The sequence below is a fragment of the Hyphomicrobium sp. MC8b genome (assembly GCF_905067615.1).
GTDB lineage: Bacteria > Pseudomonadota > Alphaproteobacteria > Rhizobiales > Hyphomicrobiaceae > Hyphomicrobium_B.
The window spans coordinates 376968-395000 of sequence record NZ_LR898465.1 but is presented as its reverse complement, the minus strand read 5'-3'; the positions used below and the strand labels follow the sequence as shown (position 1 = coordinate 395000).

Below are 18033 nucleotides of genomic sequence, written 5' to 3'. Positions count from 1 at the left end.
AGAACCTCAATCAACGTCGTTTACCGTGTCCCGGAACCGCGAAAATCGTCCCGTGACCCGGTCACACCGTTCTTTTTGACGTTCAAGTCGGCCGCGACGCGCGTTTTCAGATGCGCCGGACGCCGAATGGCGGCAAGCTTTGCCGCCTTGAACGCCGTTAGAGATCGCTTTGCAGGGCTGTGGGGGGCTGCTGCACGTGCTTCAAAGTCGAAAAAAGGCTCCGGCCACCAAGGAGGTCACCACTATTGTGACCGAGGAAGAGATCACTCTCTTCCCGACAAACGCCTATGGCGGGCGCGGCGGCAGCTTTTTTCAGCAGATCTATGAAGCCGAGACGAATTCCGAGCCAAGAGCAGGCGGCCGCTTCCGCTGGATCTTAAGCACGTGCTTGGCCGCCGCCATCGGCGCTATTGCCATTCTCATCGTAGTTTATGGCTCCTCCGACAGCGACCATCTGAACGACGGGCTGCTGCCGACCCTGAAAAGCATCGGCGAAGGCGCGCTCGTTCCGCAGGTCGCCATGACGCCGAAAAATGCCGACGGACTGAAGTGGGTCATGCCCAAATCGGACCGCCTCCAGCTGACGACCGGCGCCCTCTCGACCCGCTACATCATCCACGAGTCCTCCAAGAGCCGTCGCGACAGTCGCGAGTACGTTCGCCAGAAGCCTTATGCCCGCATCGTTGCGCGCCTGGCCCCGGTACCCGCCGACCAACGGGACGAGATCCCGCCCTTCAATCCTTTCAAGCTCTACGGCAGCAGTCAGCCATCCGAGCCCGACGCCGACGAAAGCGCCGGCAGCGGACTATCGAAGTCCGACGTCTCTTCGAAAGTCGTCGAACTGCTGGGCGGAATACTGCCTCAGGAAGACGGCCAGGAACTCGATACGCAGGAAGTGCAGGATATCGTCGAGCGTAGCGCGACAAGCGATACCGCCGGCTACACTGGTGACGGCTCCGGCGCGCCGCTCGACGGCGGTGGGGCTAGCCCGCCGTCCGACGCCGACGCCGGCTGGCAGCCGAAAGCCTCGACGACGGACAACTTAAACACGACCGACATCTACAAATCGGCGGAGGCCCCCGATGAGCCGACCGACGACTTCGAAGGCGGCAAAGTCATCGTTGTTTCTGTCGGCCCCAAAGATACCTTGGCCAAAATTCTCACCAAGGCCGGCGCGCCAGAATGGGACGTTCACAGCATGATCGAGGCCGGACACAGCATTTTCTCCGAAAACGCTTTGGTTCCTGGCCAAGAAGTCCGCATCACGCTGGTTCCTTCGCTCTCCGATCCCAACAAGATGGAGCCGGCGCGGTATTCGATCTTTTCCGACGGCCACGATCATCTCGTGACCGTCAGCCGCAGCGCCGCCGGCGAATTCGTCGGCTCGTCGAAGCCCCCCTTCGACGAAGAGCTTCAGCACGCCGCCAACGGCGACGACGATCCTCAGAGCGCGACGCTCTACGCCGCCGTCTACAATGCGGCGCGCAAGCAGAATATTCCGCAGGCGACCATTCAGAAGATCTTGAGCATCAACGCCTTCGACACCGACTTCCGCCGCCGCGTCCGTCCGGGTGACACGCTCGAGATGTTTTTCGACATGAAAGACGATCAATCCCCCGATGGGCCGCCAGGCGAGTTGCTCTATACGGCGCTGTCGAGCGGCGGGACGGTCTATAAATTCTACCGCTTCCGTTCGTCAGACGGCGTGGTCGATTACTACGACGACACCGGCAACGACTCGAAAAAATTCCTCATCCGCAAGCCCGTCCGCGGTGAAGACGTGCGCCTCACGTCCGGTTTCGGCATCCGCTTCCACCCGCTGCTGAACACACGGAAGATGCACACCGGCGTCGACTGGGCCTGCGCCATCGGCACCCCCATCATCGCCGCCGGCAACGGCACGATCGAAGAGGAAGGACGCAAGGGCTACTACGGCAATTACATCCGCATCCGTCACGCCAATGGCTACCAGACGGCATACGCACATATGAGCCGGTTCGGAAAATTCCATGTAGGCGATAAAGTCCGGCAAGGCCAAGTCATTGGCTTCGTCGGCTCGACGGGCCTGTCGACCGGCGCCCACGTGCACTTCGAGGTGCTCGTCAACAATCGCTTCGTCGATCCGATGTCGATCCAGGTGCCGCGCGAGCGCAAGCTCGAAGGCAAGGACCTCGCCGAATTCCAGAAAGAGCGCGCCCGCGTCGAAGAACTGATGCGCCTCGCCCCCGTTATGACGGCCAACAAATAGCGCCTTGCGAAACCACAGATCGCTCGCGCAGGCGAGCGAAGCTGGCTTGCCAGAGCCCGCCGCGCGTCCAATTAAACTCTATCAAAATTCTCGCTTATCGACGCGTCTAACGAACGCGGGCGCCCGCCGGGAAAATGAAAGCGGCATGCCATCGTGCGGCAGAGCGCTCGGCTAAAGACACGATGACATGGATCGCACGATAGAAATTCGCATTTCGGCATCGAATTCCCGGCGTATTTTCTCATTCGCACTTTCATGTCGCTTCCGCCGCTTGCCGGGATGCCGAAATTCCTCCAGGTCTCAGCCCGCCCTTCCCTTTTCCCAGTGAGAGGATCACGCCATGTCAGAGACAGTCACCACCAAGGACGGTGTAACCATTTACTTCAAAGATTGGGGCCCGAAAGACGCTCAGCCCATCGTGTTCCATCATGGCTGGCCGCTATCCGCCGATGACTGGGACGCGCAGATGCTGTTCTTCTTATCAAAAGGCTATCGCGTCATTGCTCACGACCGCCGCGGCCACGGCCGCTCGTCGCAGGTCAGCGAAGGCCATGACATGGACCACTACGCCGCAGACGCTGCAGCCGTCACTCAACACCTCGACCTGAGAAACGCCGTCCATATCGGCCATTCGACCGGCGGCGGCGAGGTTGCTCGCTACGTCGCGAAGTACGGTGAGCCGCAAGGCCGTGTCGCCAAAGCTGTTCTCGTCAGCGCTGTTCCGCCACTGATGGTCAAAACGGACGCCAACCCCGGCGGAACGCCGATCGAAGTCTTTGACGGATTCCGCACCGCGCTCGCTGCCAACCGCGCACAATTTTTTCTCGATGTGGCGTCAGGTCCCTTCTACGGCTTTAACCGCAGCGGCGCGAAAATCTCGCAAGCCGTGATTGAGAACTGGTGGCGCCAGGGCATGATGGGCAGCGCCAAGGCTCACTATGAAGGCATCAAGGCGTTTTCTGAAACCGATCAGACTGAAGATCTGAAGGCGATCACCGTCCCCACACTCATCCTGCAGGGCGACGATGATCAGGTTGTCCCATACGCCGATGCTAGCCTCCTGCAGGCGAAGCTGCTGAAGAACAACACGCTCAAGGTCTATCCGGGCTTTCCGCACGGCATGCTGACCACACACGCCGACGTCATCAATCCGGACCTGCTCGCGTTCGTGAAGAGCTGAGCACAAGCATTGTCAGCGATCGGCAACAAAGCGTTGTCGATCGCTGCATTTATGCGGAACCATTTGTGCACGTTCTGGATTCTCATGACGTAGCGCGCGATCAAAGCCCGAATCGCAAATGATGCTATAGATTGGGAATCAATACCGTCCGCGGGGGACGACAACGAGGGAGCAGATCATGAAGACGTTTGCAGGATGTCTTGTCCTTGCCGCCGGCATCATCGTCGCGCCGGTTGCCGCCAGCGCCCATGAACGCGTAACGGACGCCGCGCTTGGGGGTCTTGCCGGTGCAGTTGTTTTCGGACCGGTCGGCCTCGTGGCAGGCGGCGTCATCGGCTACACTGCAGGCCCAAAGATCGCCTGCAAGATCGGCGCGAAACGCTGCTATCGCCATCGCGCGCGCTACCGCCGGGACCGCGCGCGCAACTAGCCGAATAATCCTCTAGAACAGATCCGGGAAAAAAGATGGGCGGCTTAATTGCCGCCCGTCTTTTTCTTGGTGTCGCTCGCCAAAAACTTAATGATCAGCGCGCGTTGTTTCTTGTCGGACAAGCCGCTGAAGATTGCGCCCATATTGTTGCCGGGAACGACCGCATTCGGATTGGCAATCCACTGGTCGAGATTTTGCTCGTTCCAAGTGATGCCCGAGTCTTTGAGAGATTCTGAATAATCAAAACCTGGAACGGTGCCGGCCTTGCGGCCTACGACACCATAGAGTGTGGGACCGATACGATTGTCGCCCTTATCGAAAGCGTGACATTCGCGGCAATGTCCATTGAAAGCAAGTTCGGGATCGTCATCGTCGGCATGAGCGACGACCGACGCTGTTGTGCCGACCAGACCGATACCCAAGGCCAAAGCCGAAAGAACGATGGCGGAGTGAAGCGAGCGGGGGAGAAGCGGAATTTTTTTCATGTCCGTAAAAACTCGTCCTTGAAAGTTTCGGTTCCGGCTTGCCGCCTTACAAATTGGACAGCCCACAGCGTAATGCGAAGACTACCGGCGTTCGACAACGCCCAAGCGACAGACGACATTCAAAATAGATATGAATGAAAATTCCGGTTCCCAATTCGCACGAGTTCCACAAATCATGAAATATCGTTTAGATCATCGCCGCACGGCATCGCCCCTAGGGACACAGCGCAATTCAGTTCCGACTTCGACATTGAGGAAATCGTATCCGATGGACATCCGGCGAAACGGCTCGCGACCGAACAATCGCGGTTCCTCAGAGTACTTCACCGGCGACGTCCACATCGAACCTCTTGTGCAGGCCACGGCGCCCGCTCGTGTTGCATGCGCTATCGTTACGTTCTCGCCAGGCGCCAGGACAGCGTGGCACACCCATCCGCTTGGACAGACCCTTATCGTCACCGCAGGTCGCGGCTGGGTGCAGCGCGACGGCGAACCACCCGAAGACATTCATCCCGGCGACGTCGTCTGGTTTCCGCCCGGTGAGAAGCATTGGCACGGCGCCGCGGCCACCAACAGCATGGTGCACATCGCCATTCAAGAGTCGGTGGACGGTAAAACCGTCGATTGGCTTGAACAGGTCGGCGACGATCAATATCCCCCCGGTTGAATTGCCCTTTTTAAATATTTCCGCAGAAACGGCATTTACTTTCGACAATTGAATTGACGAACAAGGAAAATTGGCACCCAAAATTAACGCTGGGATGAGACCACCCATGGGGAGATCATCGCCGCATTCTAAACTGACAGGCGACGGGGGAAATCAGACGCGCAACCTTGGAGACACGCAGATGTCGTTTCGATTTTTTGCCTACCCATTTCTGGCGTTGATGCTCGCCGCAACCGGCGTTGCAGAGGGACAAACGAGCGACGCTGCGCAGGCCGCGTTCAAAAAGCTTGACGATTACCTGCAAAACAATCCTATGGATTTCGAGACGAAATTCAACGCCACCTCCGACGGCAACGAGCTTTATCACGGCACTGGCCATTTTATCCTTCGTCAGCCGACCGCATTGCGCGCCGACATCTCGCTCAACGCCAACACCTACGTCGTCATTTCAGACGGCACCGTGCTGACGATCTACGATCCCCAACAGAAGAAATATTCGCAGAACGCCGCTCCGGGCTCGCTTTCAGCGGCGTTCGGGTTCTTCGCCGGCGAGCTCGGCATCGACTCTCAAGTCCTGAATTTCATGGGCGTCGTGCATGAGGCCGTCAGCGGCAACGACGGCACGACGATCAAGGCCGCCGGCAACGAGTCCGTCGACGGCAAGTCTTGCGACAAGTTTACGGTCACCGGAGCATCCGGAGACGACACTTGGCAGGTCTGGATGGAGCAAGGCGACAAGCCGCTTTTCTGCAAGCTCGTCTATCACAGTGTCGACGGCCCGGCGCAAACGAACATGTTCCACTGGAACGCCGCTCCGAAGATTTCACCGGACACCTTCACATTCACGGCTCCGGCCGGCAGCACGAAGGTCGATGTCGGCGATCTCAACATGGTCTCGCCGTAACGACGGCAAATCAGCGGCCGGCGCTGCGCGCCGCCGGCCGCCCTGCAAATTCAATTCCCATTCCGGTACTCACATGGCGTTGCGCAATTCGACCCGCCGGTCGAGCTGCATCAGGTCATCGCGCGAAAACTTTGAGCGGTCGATGCCCATGAATGGCTGCGTCGCGCCCTCTGGGATCAGTTTCAGCTCTCCGTCGTAGCCGCCATTGCGCAAGTACGCCGCAACCGTATCGAGCCGCTTGCGTGACAGATCCATGTTGTATTCGGCCGTCCCGCGCTCATCCGCGTGCCCAGTGAGCGAAATGGATTTGAACTTCTTCAGCTGCACATAATCGAGCAGAAGTTTTGCTGTCTTCTCGCCGTCGGACGTCAGCGTCGCTTCGTCGAAAATGAAGGTCATCGGAACGGGTATCGTCGCCGACTGGGGATGCTCGGAACTTGCAACCTCGGGCGGCGTCGACGCCAATGCTTGAACCTCCGGCACGGCGCCGCTGTTCTGCGATGCCGGAGGAGGCGCGGTCGCCGTCGCCGTCACCGAGCTTCCAGTCTGCGCTTGCGCAGCAGCCTCCTCGCGCGCCGATGCGACGACGTTCTCGAAATTCTTAAGCAGAGCGAGCGATGGTGACGTCCCGCGCTGAGCGGCATCGCTCACCGCTGTCTGAGACGGCAGCGCCGCCGCCGGTTTGGCGTGAGAGCCGTTATCCTCGGCCGACGTTTCGCTTGCGATCTTGAATGTGCCACTCCGCAAGCTGAACTTCGGATCGGGGCCAGCAAACTTGTGATCCGTTGCAAGCGACCAGTCGCCGTTGTCATTCGCCTTGGCTGTCGCCACCGCGACATCGCCTTCAAACACCGTGACTGAGCTACCCGGAGCGGCACGTCCCGCAAAAACCGAAGTCGCACCCGACGTCGAGACCTCGGCAAGATCAAGCTTAACGCCATCGCCAGCCGATCCTTCGCTGCTCTTGCTCTTCTCTTTATCGTCCGGTTCGGCTCCAGCCTGCCGCGACGCTGACGAGACGGCATCGGCCTTTGATCCAGCTGCCGGAGCATTGGCGACCGAAACAGGTGCCGCCGCCTCGGAAGCCGATTTGTGAGCCTCGAAAACCTCGTCACCAGGTAGCCGGAAATGGAAGACTTGCGCCAGGGCGAAAGCTCCCGCGGACAAACACAGAAAAACGATCAATAAAACCCATCGGCGCATTGCAGGCCTCTCACAACGCGAAAGCGCGCATTTTCATACTCTATTAGGGCCTTTGCAAGGATCTGACGACATTACGCGGCAATCCTTCCCTCGCCGCTTTGGCCGAGCCCTAGTAACAAACGTCGCGCATTCACCGAAGTTGGCAGGACTTCCGACAGTCACGGTGCGTTTGCTCATCCAAGACTAGGAACTATGGCTCCGACGAGGAGAGATTGATGAAACCCAAAATACGTTCCGTAGCCCTCTCATCGTTCATCACCGTCACGGCTCTTTTGTCCTCTCATATCGCCATCGCCGACAACAGCAAGAACTTCGTCTGGACGGACGGGCCGACCACACGCCTTGAGGCTCTGGCGTTGCTCGAAACACTCAATTCCGAACTTCTGAGCCACGATAGCGCCACGCTCACTCTGGATCGTTGGTGCGAAGATCACAGGCTTGCATCACCGCCGACGCGTATCATCGCCGAGTTCGTCCACGGTGCCGAAAAGCCCCTCTCCGCCGAACAACGCCAAATACTTGGTGTCAGTCCATCAGAGCCGATCCGATATCGCCAAGTCCGTCTGAGTTGCGGAGGCCATGTGCTTTCCGAAGCGGACAACTGGTACGTGCCAAGCCGCCTCACTCCGGAGATCAATCATATGCTCGAGACGAGCGACATCGCATTCGGTCGCGCTGCGCAGTCGCTCAAGTTTCGACGGCACACACTTTCCGCAAAGCTTCTCTGGTCGCCCTTGCCGCACAATTGGGAGATGGCCGGCACCCTAACGAAACCGCACGACGGAGTTCCACTCGTTGTTCCACACCATGTGCTTCAGCACGTGGCCGTGCTGACGCTTCCCGATGGCCGACCGATCAGCCAGGTTGTCGAAACCTACACCGAGGAAGTGCTCGACTTCCCGCAACCAATCGCAAAACCCTGATCAACCTGGAACAGCTCGGAGAGAGCAATGCGAGCAAAGCATCACATTTCCTCTCTTCTGTTCGACGTGAGACTTTGCCGCGTTTTATCAAAACTTGTTTCACATCGAAACGAATGCAGCGATCACATGCACCCCCACGCGTACGGGAGATGAATCGCCGCATTCGCATCGCTGTCTAATGCCTGTCTAATCCGAGTGCGATGCGCACGCCGCGCGAAACGCCGGCTCTTGAACACGCGATGGCTCATTAGACATCGAGCTGCAAATTTCGTGCGGCTGCTCTGCGAGCAATTTAACAGCGGGGGTTGTTTCGGATTTGAAAAAAGCCCTTCCCAACGAGCAATCTGATGCGAGAGGGGAGGCACCCTCGACATCGCATCCCGTTCGCCACGCAAACAACTTTCAAGCGTTGCGCTGGCTTGCCGCAACATCCGTCATCTTGGCTCACTCATATGGGCTGCGTGATCTTCAGGGCGTCTACACGCACCTCACAGGCCTGGACCTTGGATGGTCTGCAGTCGTGATGTTCTTCACAATAAGCGGCTATCTGATCAGCGCGTCTGCGCAACGGCGGTCCGCTCTAGAATTCTGGCAAGCACGTTTTTTGCGGATCTTTCCGGGTCTGATTGTCTGCACGCTGGTGACGGCGCTCGTCATATCGGCGTTTTCGACGCTGAGTTTCAGCCAATTCATCACCGACCGGCAGACGCTTCGCTACATCTTCGGTTCGGGCACATTGCTATCGACTGAATATTCGCTTCCCGGAGCATTCCAGAATCACGCCGTCACATATGCAAACGGTTCGCTGTGGACGCTGCGATATGAGGTTGCGAGCTACTTCCTCGTTTTCGTGCTCTTCGTTTTATCATATCGGACCGGCATAATTTTCGCGGGAGCGATCATATCCACCGGCTTCGCGTGTGCTCTTGGCTATGGAGTGCCTACTGCGCTCGGTCACACGATCCCGGTGCAGGCGACCAATTTCCTCACCCTGTTCGTCCCGTTTGCCATCGGCGGGTGGTTTCAGGCGAGCAAACGAAGCGGCCCCAAACTGCTTTGGGTGGTGATCGCGATCGCGCTTGCGGCAGCGTTGATGCGCACGCCGACAAACACGATCTTTGCAGCAGCCGCGATTTCGCTGCTCACGTTGTGGCTCGCTTTCCGCCCTGCACGCGTGCTGACAAGACTGGATGCGCTTCCCGACTACTCGTACGGAATTTACATTTACGCCTATCCTATTCAGCAAATGACCATCCAGCTCCTTCCTGGTTGGCATCCCTTGGCGCAAGCGCTCGTCGCGTTTCTTGCCACCCTCGTGCCGGCTTCACTGTCATGGCACTTCATCGAGAAGCCGGCCATGGCGCTGAAGTCCATCCGGCTTTTTCCTGTCGCGAGAGATACCGTCTTATGAAATTTCCGATTCAGAAAATCTGGCGCGCTGCGCTCGTAGCCATCGCCTGCCTTTCGGCTTCGCCTGCAATTGCAGACAGCAAAGCGGCGTGGATGACCGGCGTCAACCTGTCGGGTGCGGAACTCAACGCAAAGAAGAGCCGGATCAATTTCGACTACGTTTTCCCGACGATCAAAGAGATCGAATATTTCCGCGCCAAGGGCTTTCGCTATTTCCGGCTCCCGGTGCTGATGCAGAGACTTTTCCAATTCGAAGGCGGCGTTCCGGACCCGACGCCGACGGCAGACTGGAAGCAGTTTGTCGCCTTGATCGACAAGGCCGCCAACATCGACGCGATTATCATCGTCGACTTTCATCAGTTCGGCCGAACCCAATCCGGCCTCATCGGACGCGACGCGGCAGCGACGCAGGAGTTCGTCGCGGCATGGTCGGAAACCGCGAAGCGGCTCAAAGATAAGCCCAACGTTATCTTCAATCTCATGAACGAGCCGCACGAGCAGACGGCGGAGGAGTGGCTTCCGGCCGCGAACGCCGGGATTGCCGCGATCCGCCAAGCCGGCGCCAAGCAACTGCTGCTGGTGCCGGGCTCCTACTGGACCGGCGCGCATTCGTGGACCACAACCCCGAACGCGCGCGTCATGACCGGCGTCGTCGATCCGGAGAACAACTTCGCCTATGACGTTCATCAATATCTCGACTCAAACAGTTCCGGCACATCGCCGGACGCCGTCCCCGGATCGGGAAGCGAACGGCTCAAGGCCTTCACCGAATGGGCCCGTCAAAATCACGCGCGCGGCTTTCTTGGCGAGTTCGGTTTTTCGTCCGCCGAGCCAGCCCTTCGCGAAGGCGCCGCGCTGATAAAGTATATGTCCGACAACCGGGACGTCTGGATCGGATGGACGTATTGGGCGGCTGGGCCCTGGTGGGGCGATTATATGTATTCGGTCGAACCCAAGAACGGGACCGACCGCCCTCAGCTTGATGTTCTCGTGCAGGGGAACAAATAATCCGTTTCTCTGGCTGCATCGTTGGCGGACATTCCCGTCTCAACTCGCGTCAATTCGACTGAACGGCATTAATCCCGAGTTCAGGATAACAGCGGGAAACTGGCGATGACGTGCGCAAAATAATCAATATCGCACGTCCCAACGGAGACTTTGCCATGATGAAGCTTTTCGCGCCTCTACTCGGTCTTGCTGCACTTATCGCCATCGATCTGTCATATGCCGCCACACCCGCTGCCGCCCTTGGTGGCTGCGGCCCGAACCGCCATCGCAGCAGCGTCACCGGCCGCTGCATCTGGGGCGGGCAAAATCAGGGATGGTGCAAACGGCATACCGGCTTTAGGGCCGTCCGCACGCCCAGCGGCAGAATGGTCTGCGTAAGACGTTAATCTGCGACCAGTTCTGATTAAGAACTTCACCATCCGGACGTGATGCCTCGCGCATCGCGTCCGAAATTTTTGTCCAACGCGATCGGCGGCCGGCGAAACGGCAAACGTCCACGGCGGCCGGCTCCGCGCAGCGGAGTCGCCGTGGACGATCAAACAACGCGCAACCGGCCGGCTCCACGAAGTGGAGTCGGTTGCGCCAATCAACAAAGAGGCGGGACGGCAGGGCCTCACGCTTTGGATATTTTGATTGGGGATGCGGACCATTGCCGCCCCGCGCATGCCAACTCTCCGCCTCGTCCCCGGCCCATATGTCCGGAGCCTCTCGTATGAGTGCGGATCGCTCCTGAACGATCCCTGAGTCGTCGAACCCGCCATCCGCCCCGCATCCCTTTATGCAAGAAGCGTTTCACCGCGCCGAGCACCCGATCGTGCTTGTCGCGCGGCAGACAGAGAACCCGCGGCTTACCGATTTCTCCGCGCGACCCCGCATGCTCTTCCCACTCACGTCTCGCGGCACGAGCTCATGCCCTTTGTCCTTCGTGAGAAGATGCGAGGGAGTATGCGGGAGGTTTCAAGAGCGGGGATAAGTTTTTTGCAGCGATTTCTATCGCCGTTAAAACCACACGCTCTCTCTCTGATCCGTCACCCCGGCGAAGGCCGGGATCCAGCCTAGTCAAAAACATGCGAGATGCTGAAGGAATTTACCCGACACGACCACTACGGCAGCGGCAGGCTCTTTCTGGCGCACTAGAGGATAGGTTTGAAAGTCGCCGAACGAAAACTACATATCATGACAGTTTCCTGCATCTTATTGCTGGGCAGTTCGCGACGCGCGATGCCACCGAAAGCGATCTCACGTCGGCCGATATGAAAGTTCCCTCTCCCTGCATCGATGTTTGCAAATTCAAGCACGCAGGACATTGCATCGGCTGCGGCATGACCAAAAAGCAGAAAAAGAAATTTAAGCGTCTCGACGGTCGAAAGGCAAAGCTCGCGTTCGTAGAAGCTTTGCGCCTGAGACAGATCGAGATCGGTCTCAAGACCAATTGGGAACGCGCCTATCGTCGCCGCTGCACAAAGAAGGGCATCGCGTGTCCGCTCGACCGGCTCCCATCGCTGCCCTCCAATGATCTGGACGACGGAATGTCATCCTCGGGCTTGTCCCGAGGATCCATCGATCAGCGGTCGGAGCAGCAAGATAGATCCTCGGCATAAAGCCGAGGATGACACCAGGCAAAGACCTAAGTTCCTCACCGAGTGTGGCGAAGCAGCCGTCTTGAACACACGTCGGCTGCTTCTTCTTATTTCAGATTAAACGCTGAATCAGCCGCGCGTTGCGAGATCGGTCAACGCCTGCTGCACAGAGCTGGACGCACGACTAGCAGTAGTGGACGGCTTATAATCTCCGTCAGCGTCTTTGACGCTTGAACGGTCTGGCCCCTTCGTCAGGTAGTCGCCGTCTGCGGCGCGTGTATTTTTAGACTGCGCCGGAGATGTTTTTTGTAGAGAGTTTGCGGCCGTTGAGTTGACTGAAGTGATGTTCACGATTTTTGCTTCCTCGAAAATATGTTGTCGCGAGATTGAGCACCGCCCGGCAAAGCACGCTTCAAACATTCGCTTGGCAGGAACCGACTCAACATATTTCGCCGCCGTTAGTTTTCTCTTATGCGCGAGGTGAAAAGCGCAGCTCGATTTCACTCGGCCTGTTACAGCTTTGTATGATTCACGTTGCTCGGCTCAGCGGCCGCTTTCAATCATACAAATCTGTGAGTAACGGACCACGTGACGCGTTCGAAATTCCTATGAGAGCGCCATACAATTTTGTGACTAAGGCGAGCACGTAATATAAATCGCGACACCGCGCTGCTCGGTTTGCGCTTCAGCTTTTGGCGACTGCAGCGAAGCGTCGACAATCTCCACAAGTCTCATCATGCAACGAAGAATGTGCGCATCAACGCTCTTCCCACTCACGTCTCGCGGCACGAGTTCATGCCCTTTGTCCTTCGTGAGAAGATGCGAGGAAGTATGCGGGAGGTTTCGAGAGCCGGGATAAGTTTTTTCACGCAGGATGTAGAGTGAGGTTAAAGGCTGAGGCCACTAAACGCGTAGGTGAGTGAGATGGGCGATCAAGACATCAAAGCCGCGCTCGACAGGCACTGGGCCGCGTCCGAGTCCGGTGACGACGATGCCGAGGATGAGATCTATCACGACGACGTCGTGCTGGAGTATCCGCAGTCCGGTGAGCGCATCAGAGGACGGCTCGCCATCCGCACGACACGCGGACTGCTGCCGAACAAGCACTTCACCATCCGGCGCGTGATCGGGAGCGGTGATCTTTGGACAACCGAGTACGTCATCAGCTACGACGGCAAACCATCTTACGTCGTCAGCATCATGGAATTTCGCGACGGCAAGGTCTTCCGCGAAACGCAGTACTTCGGTGATCCCTTCGCACCCTGGCCCGGCCGCGCGAAATGGGTGGAGATGATGGAAGGCAGGGAATAGCGGAATACGGATCTGTCGTGGATGGCCGCCTGCGCGGCCATGACGTCAGCAGAGTTGGATCTCATCTTTCAACACCGTCATCCCGGCGCAGAGCCTGCCCCGGCGGAGGCCGGGGCCGATCCAGCCAAGCCTGGACACGCGAGATGATGACGCTTGCCTGGGTGCCGACCTTCGTCGGCATGACGGCGTGCCTACCGCTTTCTAGAAGATGCGAGGAAGTATGCGGAAGGTTTCGAGGGCGGGCATAAGTTTTTTTAGCTACGTTTGAAAAACAGTTCGTCCAGCCAAGCCGCAGCTCTGCGAATTTCTGTCAGCCCGTTATCATCAGACGAAAGCTCCTTAGCTTTTTGACGGAGACTAGCAAGGATCGAAAGCAGCTTCTGTAAAGCGAAATTTTTATCCGACCATCCCTGAATTGCGATCGCTTGCTTACGCACGTCACCCAGGGTTTTTGGTTGCTCTAAGGAGCCATCGATAATGCTAGCGATGATCGACCTGGATCCCATCGACGGCATACTTTTCGCGGTAATTCTGCCCTTAATTCGATCCATGAGTCTTCCACGGGCAGAAGGGGACGCGCCTTCCTCAACCTTAACGGCACTCACAATGTCGGCCTCGGACAGCCCCGCTGACGACATGTAATAAAAAATCGGGAGCCAATGCTTATTTGAATGGCATGAATGCAAAACGTATTCAGCTGGAAACTTGACCTCAGCTTGCTCGATAAAATTTCGAAGCACATCACTATCTTTTATCGCCGTTCGGACAATCCGCTCTCGAATAAGGTTCTCCGGCGAGCCTTGCGAAACTTCGACATCCCCAACCAGACGAAGGGTGGCCGCACCGTCCTTCTGAACAAACTTTCCCTCGCGAACTAAATGCATTTTACTCAGCAGGTCAGAACTCATGTAAATTGGCCCAGAGCGATTATCGATGCGGCCATTTTTAAGATCCAGAACCGCCGCATCGCCACCAAGTTCAATCACCCTTTTTGCGAGATTCGCCGCTTCATGCCGTGCGCGTTGATCGCGCGCAGCAAGCATTCGGCGAAAGTCTGCCGGATGAATCGCACGACTTTCACCCGGATATCTGTAGTACACTACCCCAGCTTTAAAACTGTCTTCGTCTCTCGTTGCAATAACGGGTCCATCAAGCTCCGCGTGAACGTAGACGGCCCCCATAGCAATGCCATTTAGCACTACCTCCCCGAGTTCAAATCTCGGGCAAGGCTCCATCGCAGATTTGAATGCCTGAGCGAACTTACTAGGATCGTTGTTCGAAAACCTATCGTCTTTCAAACCCTTTAAAAGACCCGTCTGGTCCTCGACGCCAAACAGCACGTAGCCTCCGCGGTTATTGGCCAGCGCCGCGACAGCCCTCAACAGTCTGTCATTGCCGGGCTTCTGAAACGTGAGTTTGCATTCGACCTCGTCCGTTTCTACTCCTCGGAGGACGTGAGAACCGTTCTCAAATTCGAAAAGCGCCTCAAGGCGTTTCGGATGAACGGCAGAAAGAGAGGCGAAATCCAACAGCGTTTCAGCCAGATTCTGCGGGGCGAAGTCTTCCCTCGTGCGCCACTCACCCAAAAACTTGTCTAGCTCTTCGTCTCCCGCAGAAATAATGTCGGGTCCATAATCTCCCTGTTCGATGTTGGTTATTCGCCCATAATTTACAGGCCGATCAGGGTGCGTGAAATAAGCTTGAATGGTTGTCTTTTCCATTCCTCGCTTCAGCATAGCTTTGATCAATGAAATTTCTTGGTCGGAAATGCTTCTTCGTACTTTTTTCGCGTCGTTTCCAACCATTGCCTGGCCCGCCCGTCGATCAAAAATAAAATCTATCGGCAGGAGCACACGTTCTCCTACCAAGTGTCGCAAAAGATAGAAAAGGAGGCGCTGTGCTCTAGCACAACGCCGCGAAGTTTCTCAACTATGAAAGGAGATTTAATGTAGTCCCCGGCGGCCGGCTGCGCGGAGCGCAGTCGCCGGGGACCATCAATCAAGCCGCAGCTTTAATCGGCCAGCCGTTGATCGTCAGTGAACCATCACGCACCGACACAGTCACCGTATCGCCGTCCTTCACGCCGCCCGCGAGGATCTGCTCGGCGAGCGGGTCCTGCACGTTGCGCTGGATGACGCGCTTCAGAGGCCGCGCGCCGTACGCCGGATCGTAGCCGCGGTTCGCGAGCCACGCCTTCGCCTGGTCATCAAGCTCGATCGTGATCTTGCGATCCGCCAAGAGCTTCTGCAGACGCGCGATCTGGATATCGACGATCTTCGTCATGTCCGCGCGCTGCAAGCGGTGGAACAGGATGATGTCGTCGAGACGGTTCAGGAACTCCGGCCGGAAGCGCGAACGCACTTCGGCCATGACTTCCTCGCGCACGGCTTCCGTCTCCTCGCCTTCCTTCTGCTCGACGAGGTACTGCGCGCCGATATTCGACGTCAGCACGATCAACGTGTTCTTGAAGTCGACCGTGCGGCCCTGACCGTCGGTCAGGCGACCATCGTCCAAGACTTGCAGCAGGACGTTGAACACATCCGGATGCGCCTTCTCGATCTCATCGAACAGGATGATCTGATAAGGACGCCGCCGCACCGCTTCCGTCAGCACACCGCCTTCCTCGTAGCCGACATAGCCCGGAGGCGCGCCGATGAGACGGGCGACCGAGTGCTTCTCCATGAACTCCGACATGTCGATGCGCACGAGCGCCGTGTCGTCGTCGAAGAGATAGCCCGCGAGCGCCTTCGTCAGCTCGGTCTTGCCGACGCCGGTCGGGCCTAAGAACATGAACGAGCCGATCGGCCGGTTCGGGTCCTGCAGGCCGGCACGCGCGCGCCGAACGGCCGTCGAAACGGCGATGACCGCTTCCTTCTGACCGATGACGCGCTTGCCCAGCGCATCTTCCATCTTCAGAAGCTTGTCACGCTCGCCTTCGAGCATCTTGTCGACCGGCACACCCGTCCAGCGCGACACGACGGCCGCGATCTGATCCGGCGTGACGGCTTCTTCGACCAGCGCGCCCTTGCCTTCCTGCTTCTCGACGTCGGCGAGCTTCTTCTCAAGCTCGGGGATCTTGCCGTAGCGAAGCTCACCCGCACGCGCGAGGTCGCCCCGGCGCTGCGCCTGTTCCAACTCGTTGCGCAAGCTGTCGAGTTCTTCCTTGATCTTCTGCGCCGAGCCGAGCTTTTGCTTCTCGGCCTGCCAGCGCGCCGTCATCGCCTCGGATTTCTCCTGCAGATCGGCGATCGACTTCTCGAGCCGTGCGAGACGATCCTTCGATGCCGCGTCGGTTTCCTTTTTCAAGGCTTCGCGCTCGATCATCATCTGCATGAGATCGCGGTCGATGGCGTCAAGTTCTTCCGGCTTGGAATCGACCTGCATGCGCAGCCGCGATGCCGCCTCGTCGACAAGGTCGATGGCCTTGTCAGGCAGGAATCGGTCGGTGATGTAGCGGTTCGAAAGCGTCGCCGCCGAGACGAGCGCGCTATCGGTGATGCGCACGCCGTGATGCAGCTCGTACTTCTCTTTCAAGCCGCGCAGAATCGAGATCGTGTCTTCCACCGTCGGCTCCGAGACGAAGATCGGCTGGAAGCGGCGGGCGAGCGCGGCATCCTTCTCGATATGCTTGCGATATTCATCGAGCGTGGTCGCGCCGACGCAGTGCAATTCGCCGCGGGCCAGCGCCGGCTTCAGCAGGTTGCCAGCATCCATCGAGCCTTCGGTCTTGCCGGCACCGACGATGGTGTGCAGCTCGTCGATGAACAGGATGATATCGCCCTCGGCCTCGACCTCGGACAGCACGGCTTTCAAACGCTCCTCGAACTCGCCGCGATACTTCGCGCCCGCGATGAGCGCGCCCATGTCGAGCGATAGAAGCTTCTTGTGCTTCAGGCTTTCGGGCACGTCGCCCTTGACGATGCGCAGTGCAAGGCCTTCCGCAATCGCCGTCTTGCCGACGCCGGGTTCACCGATCAGCACGGGATTGTTCTTCGTGCGCCGCGACAGCACCTGAATGGTGCGGCGGATTTCTTCATCGCGGCCGATGACCGGATCGAGCTTGCCGCTGCCGGCGGCTTCCGTCAGATCGCGGGCATAGCGCTTCAGCGCGTCATACGCCTGCTCGGCGTTGGCGCTGTCGGCCGTGCGGCCTTTGCGAATGTCGTTGATAGCGGCGTTGATCTTGTCGGGCGTGACGCCCGCGTCGCGCAGGATCTTGCCTGCGTCGGTCGCCGTATCGAGCGCCAAGGCGACGAGCAGCCGTTCCGCGGTGACGAACTTATCGCTCGCCTTGTCGGCCAGCTTTTCGACGGCGTCGAACACGCGCGCTAGTTCGGATGAGACATAAACCTGTCCCGAACCGCCCGTGACCTTCGGCTTCTTGGCGAGGTTCGCCTCGACCGCGCGCAACGCCGCGCGCGAATCCCCGCCCGCCTTCTGGATCAGTCCGCTCGCCAGACCCTCCGGGTCATCGAGCAAAATTTTGAGAAGATGTTCGGGGGTGACTTGTTGGTTGTTTTCCCGGAGCGCCAGCGATTGGGCCGATTGGATAAAGCCCTTGGCGCGGTCCGTGTAGCGTTCGAAGTTCATGTCGCGTCCTCCAGCACATTCCTCACGTCCTTAAGGCCCGGAAAGAATGCCATGCGAATTGATTTTTATCATCCAAGCGCGGCCAAAGACCCGA

15 protein-coding genes are annotated in these 18033 nt (G+C 58.1%); 11 read left to right on the top strand and 4 right to left on the bottom strand.

Translation table 11 applies throughout. The annotated features are described in order from the left end of the window. The first annotated feature begins 247 nt into the window (after positions 1 to 247). From ACLB1Z_RS01945 to ACLB1Z_RS01935, 3 genes are all read left to right on the top strand, one after another. Entirely contained in the window at positions 248 to 2248 is a 2001-nt protein-coding gene (locus tag ACLB1Z_RS01945) for a M23 family metallopeptidase (RefSeq protein WP_409561804.1), read from the top strand. Positions 2249 to 2588: 340 nt separating this feature from the next. Then, positions 2589 to 3428, top strand: a complete 840-nt coding sequence (locus ACLB1Z_RS01940; protein WP_409561803.1) for an alpha/beta fold hydrolase — start codon at positions 2589 to 2591, stop codon at positions 3426 to 3428. 178 nt (positions 3429 to 3606) lie between these two features. Then, on the top strand, positions 3607 to 3858 hold the full coding sequence (locus tag ACLB1Z_RS01935) for a hypothetical protein (protein ID WP_013950526.1): 252 nt from the start codon (positions 3607 to 3609) through the stop codon (positions 3856 to 3858). Positions 3859 to 3902: 44 nt separating this feature from the next. Here the strand turns inward: ACLB1Z_RS01935 and ACLB1Z_RS01930 are convergent, their stop codons facing one another. Then, positions 3903 to 4343 (bottom strand): c-type cytochrome, encoded by a 441-nt coding sequence (locus ACLB1Z_RS01930; protein ID WP_409561802.1) that lies wholly within the window; start codon positions 4341 to 4343, stop codon positions 3903 to 3905. A gap of 268 nt (positions 4344 to 4611) precedes the next feature. On the opposite strand from ACLB1Z_RS01930, the gene ACLB1Z_RS01925 reads away from it, so the two are divergent. Together ACLB1Z_RS01925 and ACLB1Z_RS01920 are read left to right on the top strand one after the other, a co-directional pair. Continuing rightward, positions 4612 to 5010 (top strand): cupin domain-containing protein, encoded by a 399-nt coding sequence (locus ACLB1Z_RS01925; RefSeq protein ID WP_409561801.1) that lies wholly within the window; start codon positions 4612 to 4614, stop codon positions 5008 to 5010. Between the two features lie 181 nt (positions 5011 to 5191). Further along, the gene (locus tag ACLB1Z_RS01920; protein WP_409561800.1) at positions 5192 to 5914 is read left to right on the top strand and encodes a DUF2092 domain-containing protein; all 723 of its coding nucleotides are present in this window, start codon (positions 5192 to 5194) and stop codon (positions 5912 to 5914) included. Positions 5915 to 5983: 69 nt separating this feature from the next. Here the strand turns inward: ACLB1Z_RS01920 and ACLB1Z_RS01915 are convergent, their stop codons facing one another. Beyond that, positions 5984 to 7117: an OmpA family protein gene (locus ACLB1Z_RS01915; RefSeq protein WP_409561799.1), complete on the bottom strand. Its 1134-nt coding sequence runs from the start codon at positions 7115 to 7117 to the stop codon at positions 5984 to 5986. A 215-nt stretch (positions 7118 to 7332) separates the two neighbouring features. On the opposite strand from ACLB1Z_RS01915, the gene ACLB1Z_RS01910 reads away from it, so the two are divergent. From ACLB1Z_RS01910 to ACLB1Z_RS01885, 6 genes are all read left to right on the top strand, one after another. Next, a complete protein-coding gene (locus ACLB1Z_RS01910) occupies positions 7333 to 8040 on the top strand; it encodes a hypothetical protein (protein WP_409561798.1) in 708 nt (235 codons plus the stop codon). Between the two features lie 316 nt (positions 8041 to 8356). Next, entirely contained in the window at positions 8357 to 9451 is a 1095-nt protein-coding gene (locus ACLB1Z_RS01905; protein WP_409561797.1) for an acyltransferase family protein, read from the top strand. Then, positions 9448 to 10458, top strand: a complete 1011-nt coding sequence (locus ACLB1Z_RS01900) for a glycoside hydrolase family 5 protein (protein WP_409561796.1) — start codon at positions 9448 to 9450, stop codon at positions 10456 to 10458. Before ACLB1Z_RS01905 ends, ACLB1Z_RS01900 begins: the two co-directional genes overlap by 4 nt. 155 nt (positions 10459 to 10613) lie before the next feature. Beyond that, positions 10614 to 10844 carry a hypothetical protein gene (locus ACLB1Z_RS01895; protein WP_409561795.1) on the top strand — a complete coding sequence of 77 codons (231 nt, stop codon included), beginning with the start codon at positions 10614 to 10616 and terminating at the stop codon, positions 10842 to 10844. 936 nt (positions 10845 to 11780) lie between these two features. Next, positions 11781 to 12059 (top strand): DUF1289 domain-containing protein, encoded by a 279-nt coding sequence (locus tag ACLB1Z_RS01890; protein WP_409561794.1) that lies wholly within the window; start codon positions 11781 to 11783, stop codon positions 12057 to 12059. Between the two features lie 903 nt (positions 12060 to 12962). Further along, entirely contained in the window at positions 12963 to 13349 is a 387-nt protein-coding gene (locus ACLB1Z_RS01885) for a nuclear transport factor 2 family protein (protein WP_409561793.1), read from the top strand. 254 nt (positions 13350 to 13603) lie between these two features. Here ACLB1Z_RS01885 and ACLB1Z_RS01880 read toward each other — a convergent pair whose 3' ends face one another. Together ACLB1Z_RS01880 and clpB are read right to left on the bottom strand one after the other, a co-directional pair. Then, a complete protein-coding gene (locus tag ACLB1Z_RS01880) occupies positions 13604 to 15202 on the bottom strand; it encodes an ATP-binding protein (RefSeq protein WP_409561792.1) in 1599 nt (532 codons plus the stop codon). A 145-nt stretch (positions 15203 to 15347) separates the two neighbouring features. Further along, positions 15348 to 17939, bottom strand: coding sequence for an ATP-dependent chaperone ClpB (gene clpB / locus ACLB1Z_RS01875; RefSeq protein WP_409561791.1), 2592 nt, complete (start codon positions 17937 to 17939; stop codon positions 15348 to 15350). Positions 17940 to 18033: the final 94 nt, after the last annotated feature.